The organism is Pseudomonas sp. BN505, assembly GCF_029873175.1.
GTDB lineage: Bacteria > Pseudomonadota > Gammaproteobacteria > Pseudomonadales > Pseudomonadaceae > Aquipseudomonas > Aquipseudomonas putida.
Genome location: NZ_SSOI01000058.1, coordinates 1 through 5,840, shown reverse-complemented (window position 1 = coordinate 5,840; position 5,840 = coordinate 1). Strand labels below are relative to the sequence as shown.

7 protein-coding genes are annotated in these 5,840 nt (G+C 64.7%); all 7 read left to right on the top strand.

From position 1 onward, the window contains the following. On the top strand, positions 1 to 408 hold a 408-nt coding region (locus E8E78_RS19290), incomplete at its 5' end, for a fumarylacetoacetate hydrolase family protein (protein WP_280313832.1). A 5-nt stretch (positions 409 to 413) separates the two neighbouring features. After that, positions 414 to 1,874: a 5-carboxymethyl-2-hydroxymuconate semialdehyde dehydrogenase gene (gene hpaE / locus E8E78_RS19285; RefSeq protein ID WP_041167996.1), complete on the top strand. Its 1,461-nt coding sequence runs from the start codon at positions 414 to 416 to the stop codon at positions 1,872 to 1,874. A 190-nt stretch (positions 1,875 to 2,064) separates the two neighbouring features. Further along, complete coding sequence (hpaD, locus tag E8E78_RS19280) at positions 2,065 to 2,988, top strand: 3,4-dihydroxyphenylacetate 2,3-dioxygenase (protein ID WP_016498997.1); 924 nt, start codon at positions 2,065 to 2,067, stop codon at positions 2,986 to 2,988. A gap of 63 nt (positions 2,989 to 3,051) precedes the next feature. Beyond that, a complete protein-coding gene (locus E8E78_RS19275; protein WP_016498996.1) occupies positions 3,052 to 3,456 on the top strand; it encodes a 5-carboxymethyl-2-hydroxymuconate Delta-isomerase in 405 nt (134 codons plus the stop codon). 54 nt (positions 3,457 to 3,510) lie between these two features. After that, positions 3,511 to 4,818, top strand: a complete 1,308-nt coding sequence (locus E8E78_RS19270; RefSeq protein WP_049274709.1) for an MFS transporter — start codon at positions 3,511 to 3,513, stop codon at positions 4,816 to 4,818. Positions 4,819 to 4,835: 17 nt separating this feature from the next. Next, positions 4,836 to 5,639, top strand: coding sequence for a 2-oxo-hept-4-ene-1,7-dioate hydratase (gene hpaH / locus E8E78_RS19265; RefSeq protein ID WP_049274708.1), 804 nt, complete (start codon positions 4,836 to 4,838; stop codon positions 5,637 to 5,639). 10 nt (positions 5,640 to 5,649) lie between these two features. Next, the coding region (locus tag E8E78_RS19260) for an aldolase/citrate lyase family protein (protein ID WP_280337128.1) at positions 5,650 to 5,840 on the top strand (191 nt) is incomplete at its 3' end.

Sequence of the window (5,840 nt, the reverse complement as noted above, 5' to 3'; positions counted from 1 at the left end):
GCCGGCTACACCGTGTGCAACGACTACGCCATCCGCGACTACCTGGAAAACTACTACCGCCCCAACCTGCGGGTAAAAAACCGCGACGCCACCACCCCGGTCGGCCCGTGGATCGTCGATGCGGCCGATGTGCCAGACGTCAGCAACCTGAAGCTGCGCACCTGGATCAACGGTGAGCTGAAGCAGGAAGGCACCACCGCGGACATGATCTTCGACATCCCGCACCTCATCGAATACTTCTCCAGCTTCATGACCCTGCAACCGGGCGACATGATCGCCACCGGCACGCCAGAAGGCCTGGCCGATGTGGTGCCGGGTGACGAAGTGGTGGTGGAAGTGGAAGGCGTCGGTCGCCTGGTCAACCGTATCGTCAGCGAAGCTGACTTCTTCAAGAACAACAAGGCATGAGCAGCATGATCAAGCACTGGATCAACGGCCGTGAGGTCGAGAGCAAAGACACCTTCGTCAACTACAACCCGGCCACCGGCGACGCCATCTGCGAAGTCGCCAGCGGCGGCGCCGAGGAAGTGGCCCAGGCTGTGGCTGCGGCCAAGGAAGCCTTCCCCAAGTGGGCCAACACCCCGGCCAAGGAACGTGCCCGGCTGATGCGCAAGCTGGGTGAGCTGATTGAGCAGAACGTGCCGAAACTCGCCGAGCTGGAAACCCTCGACACCGGCCTGCCGATCCACCAGACCAAGAACGTGCTGATCCCGCGTGCCTCGCACAACTTCGACTTCTTCGCCGAAGTGTGCACGCGCATGGACGGCCATACCTACCCGGTCGACGACCAGATGCTCAACTACACCCTGTACCAGCCGGTGGGTGTGTGCGGCCTGGTAAGCCCATGGAACGTGCCGTTCATGACGGCTACCTGGAAGACTGCGCCGTGCCTGGCGCTGGGCAACACCGCCGTGCTGAAGATGAGCGAGCTGTCGCCGCTGACCGCCAACGAACTGGGCCGCCTGGCGGTAGAAGCCGGCATCCCCAACGGGGTGCTGAACGTGATCCAGGGTTACGGCGCTACCGCCGGCGATGCCCTGGTCCGCCACCCCGATGTGCGCGCCATTTCCTTCACCGGCGGTACCGCCACCGGCAAGAAGATCATGCAGACCGCAGGCCTTAAAAAGTACTCGATGGAACTGGGCGGCAAGTCGCCCGTGCTGATCTTCGAAGACGCAGACCTTGAGCGTGCGCTGGACGCCGCGCTGTTCACCATCTTCTCGCTGAACGGCGAGCGCTGCACCGCCGGCAGCCGCATCTTCATCCAGGAAAGCGTGTACCCGCAGTTTGTCGCAGAGTTTGCGGCGCGCGCCAAGCGCCTGATCGTAGGTGACCCGACCGACCCGAAAACCCAGGTCGGTTCGATGATCACCCAGCAGCACTATGACAAGGTCACCGGGTACATCCGCATTGGCATCGAAGAAGGTGCACGCCTGGTCGCCGGGGGCCTGGAGCGCCCGGCCAACCTGCCTGCGCACCTGGCCAAGGGGCAGTTCATCCAGCCCACCGTATTCGCCGACGTGAACAACAAGATGCGCATTGCCCAGGAAGAAATCTTTGGCCCGGTGGTGTGCCTGATCCCGTTCAAGGACGAAGCCGAGGCGCTGCAACTGGCCAACGACACCGAGTATGGCCTGGCCTCGTACATCTGGACCCAGGACATCGGCAAAGCCCATCGCCTGGCCCGTGGCATCGAGGCCGGCATGGTGTTCATCAACAGCCAGAACGTACGCGACCTGCGCCAGCCGTTCGGCGGCGTGAAAGGTTCCGGTACCGGGCGTGAGGGCGGGCAGTACAGCTTCGAGGTCTTTGCAGAGATCAAGAACGTGTGTATTTCCATGGGTAATCACCACATTCCTCGCTGGGGCATCTAACCCTCTGTGCGGTTTACACCGCCCGTGTAGGAGCGGCCTTGTGCCGCGATGGGGCGCGCAGCGGCCCCTGGATTTCAGCCTCGCCGCAGATATCGCCGGGGCCGCTGTGCGCCCCATCGCGGCACAAGGCCGCTCCTACAAGGGACCGGGTCAGCCCCAAAACAACAACAGCGTCTTATCGGAGACCCCCATGGGCAAACTCGCTCTCACTGCCAAGATTACCCATGTACCGTCCATGTACATGTCCGAACTGCCAGGCCCGCGCCAAGGCTTTCGCCAGGCGGCCATCGACGGGCATCACGAAATCAGCCGCCGTTGCCGTGAGCTGGGCGTGGACACCATCGTCGTGTTCGACACGCACTGGCTGGTCAACGCCAACTACCACGTGCTGTGCGGGCCGCATTTCGAGGGCGTGTACACCAGCAACGAACTGCCGCACTTCATCAGCAACATGCCCTACGCATTCCCCGGCAATCCCGAGCTGGGCAAGCTGCTGGCCGAGGAGTGCAACCGCTTCAACGTCGAAACCATGGCCCACCACGCCACCACCCTCGCCCCGGAATACGGCACCCTGGTGCCCATGCGCTACATGAACCAGGACCAGCACTTCAAAGTGGTCTCGGTCTCGGCACTGTGCACCTCGCACTACCTGGCCGACAGTGCCCGCCTGGGCTGGGCCATGCGCAAGGCAGTAGAAGACCACTACGACGGCACCGTGGCGTTCCTGGCCAGCGGCTCGCTGTCGCACCGCTTCGCGCAGAACGGCCAGGCGCCGGACTTTGCCACCAAGGTGTGGAGCCCGTTCCTCGAAACCCTCGACCACCGTGTGGTGCAAATGTGGCAGGACGGCGAGTGGGAAGCGTTCTGCGGGATGCTGCCGGAGTACGCCGCCAAAGGCCACGGTGAAGGCTTCATGCACGACACGGCAATGCTGCTGGGTGCGCTGGGCTGGTCCGATTACGACGGCAAGGCCGAAGTGGTCACGCCCTACTTCGGCTCTTCCGGCACCGGCCAGATCAACGCGATCTTCCCGGTCACCCCGCAGGACGGTGGTGCCATCCCCGCTGCCCAGGCCGCCAACCCGGCCGCCGTGGTGCCCACCAGCCGCCTGTAACCCACCCGTTCGCGGCTGGTCGCCCTGGCGGGTGGCCAGCCGCCCCTCACCGAGGAGGCCCCCATGCCACACCTGGTTCTGCTCTATACCCCCGACCTGGAAACCGACGCCGACATCCCCGGCCTGTGCCGCGCCCTGGCCGACACCATGCTCGAACAGCGCGATGCCGAAGGCAAAGCCGTGTTCCCCACTGGCGGTACACGCGTGCTGGCCTACCCCGCCGCCCATTGCGCGGTGGCCGACGGCAAAGGCGAATACGGCTTTCTGTACGCCAACCTGCGCATGGCTACCGGCCGTAGCGCCGAGGTGCACAAAACAGTGGGCGACAGCTTGCTGGCAGTGTTGAAAGCGCGCCTGGACCCACTGCTGCAACAGCGCCCGATCGGCATCACCGTGCAGATCGACCACAGCACCGCCCAGGTCTACGACGCCAAGCACAGCACCTTGCACCCACTGTTCAACCGCTAGCGCGCCGGCTCAAACCACGCCCTCCCCGACTCATTACAGAATAAGTACAAAAACATGAGCACACTCGAACAAGCCTCGCCGCGCGAGGCACACGTTGAACGGGCCGACAGTACCCATCGGGCAGTCACCTGGCGGCTGATGCCGCTGCTGCTGGTGTGCTACCTGTTCGCCCACCTGGACCGCATCAACATTGGCTTCGCCAAGATGCAGATGAGCCAGGACCTGCATTTGTCCGACACGGTCTATGGCCTGGGTGCCGGGCTGTTCTTCATTGCCTATGCGCTGTTCGGCGTCCCCAGCAACCTGATGCTCGACCGCGTTGGCCCACGCCGCTGGATCGCCTGCCTGATGGTGGTGTGGGGGCTGTTGTCGACCAGCATGCTGCTGATCGAAAGCAGCAGCGCGTTCTACCTGTTGCGCTTTGCCCTGGGCGCGGCCGAGGCCGGGTTCTTCCCGGGCATTCTGGTTTACCTCAACCGCTGGTACCCGGCCGGGCGCCGCGCCCAGGTCACCGCGCTGTTCGCCATTGCCGTGCCGTTGGCCGGAGTGGTCGGCGGGCCAGTGTCCGGGGCCATACTGGCCTTCATGCACGACACGGGCGGGCTGCGTGGCTGGCAGTGGATGTTCCTGCTCGAAGGGGCGCCGGTGGTGTTGCTGGGCCTGGTGGTACTGGCCGTTTTGCCGGAGCACTTCGAGCGGGTGAGCTGGCTGGATGAGCAGCAGAAAGCCACGCTGCGCGCGCAATTCGGTGAGGAAGAACAGCGCAAGCCCGTAACCTCGTTCGGCGCCATTTTCGCAAGCCGTGCGCTGTGGCTGTTGGTGGCCGTGTATTGCGCGGTGATGCTGGCGGTGAATACCCTTGCGTTCTGGATGCCCAGCCTGATTCACAGTGCCGGTGTGGCCAGCGACGCCAGTGTCGGCCTGCTCAGCGCTGTGCCGTACGTGGCCGGCTGCGTGTTCATGCTGGCGTGCGGCCGCTCCAGCGACCGCCAACGCGAACGCCGCTGGCACCTGTGCGTACCGCTGCTGATGGCTGCCATCGGCATCGCTATTGCGGCCATTGCCCCCGAGCAGGCGCTGCCGGTAATGGCCGGCCTGGTGCTGGCCGGCATGGGCGCCAGCGCTGCGCTGCCGATGTTCTGGCAACTGCCGCCGGCGTTCCTCAACGCTCGTACCCAGGCCGCCGGCATTGCCCTGATCAGCTCGCTGGGCAGCATCGCCTCGTTCTTCACGCCCTACTTCATCGGCTGGGTGCGCGACACCACCCACAGCGCCAGCCTTGCCCTGTACGTACTCGCCGTCTTCATCGCCCTGGGCGGCCTGCTGGTGCTGCGCACCCAGGCTGCCATCGTCAACCCTTGAATCAAGAGACCGCCCCCATGCTAGACAACGCTTTCATCCAGCACGCCGCCGACCGCCTCGACCAGGCCGAACGCTCCCGCGAGCAAGTGCGCCAGTTCTCGCTGGAGCAACCGGCAATCACCATCGAAGACGCCTACGCCATCCAGCGCGCCTGGGTGGCAAAAAAGATCGCCGCCGGGCGCAAGCTGGTGGGCCACAAGATCGGCCTGACCTCGCGCGCCATGCAGGTATCGTCGAACATCACCGAGCCCGACTACGGCGCCTTGCTCGACGACATGCTGTTCGACGAAGGCAGCGACATCCCCTTCGAGCGCTTCATCGTGCCGCGGGTTGAAGTGGAGTTGGCGTTCATCCTCGGCAAGCCGCTGAAGGGCCCGAACATCACCGTGTTTGATGTGCTGGACGCCACCGAGTGGGTGATCCCGGCGCTGGAAATCATTGACGCGCGCATCCAGCAGGTGGACCCGCAAACCCAGGCCACCCGCAAGGTGTTCGACACCATCTCCGACAACGCCGCCAATGCCGGCGTGGTGATGGGCGGGCGGGCCGTGCGCCCCACCGAAATCGACCTGCGCAAAGTGCCGGCGGTGCTCTACCGCAATGGCGTGATCGAGGAATCCGGGGTCAGCGCTGCCGTGCTCAACCACCCGGCCAAAGGCGTTGCCTGGCTGGCCAACAAACTGGCGCCGTACGACGTCACCTTGCAGCCCGGCCAGATCATCCTTGGGGGTTCGTTCACCCGCCCGGTCGCCGCTCGCCCAGGTGACACCTTCCACGTCGACTACGACATGCTCGGCTCCATCGCCTGCCGCTTCGTTTAAGGACCTGCTCATGGACATGCCCATCAACCACTTCAAGCGACGCCTGCACAGCGGTGAACCGCAAATCGGCCTGTGGCTCGGCCTGGCCGATGCCTACTGCGCCGAGCTGGCGGCCAATGCCGGTTTCGACTGGCTGCTGATCGACGGCGAACACGCGCCCAACGACCTGCGCGGCATGCTCGCCCAGTTGCAGGCGGTGGC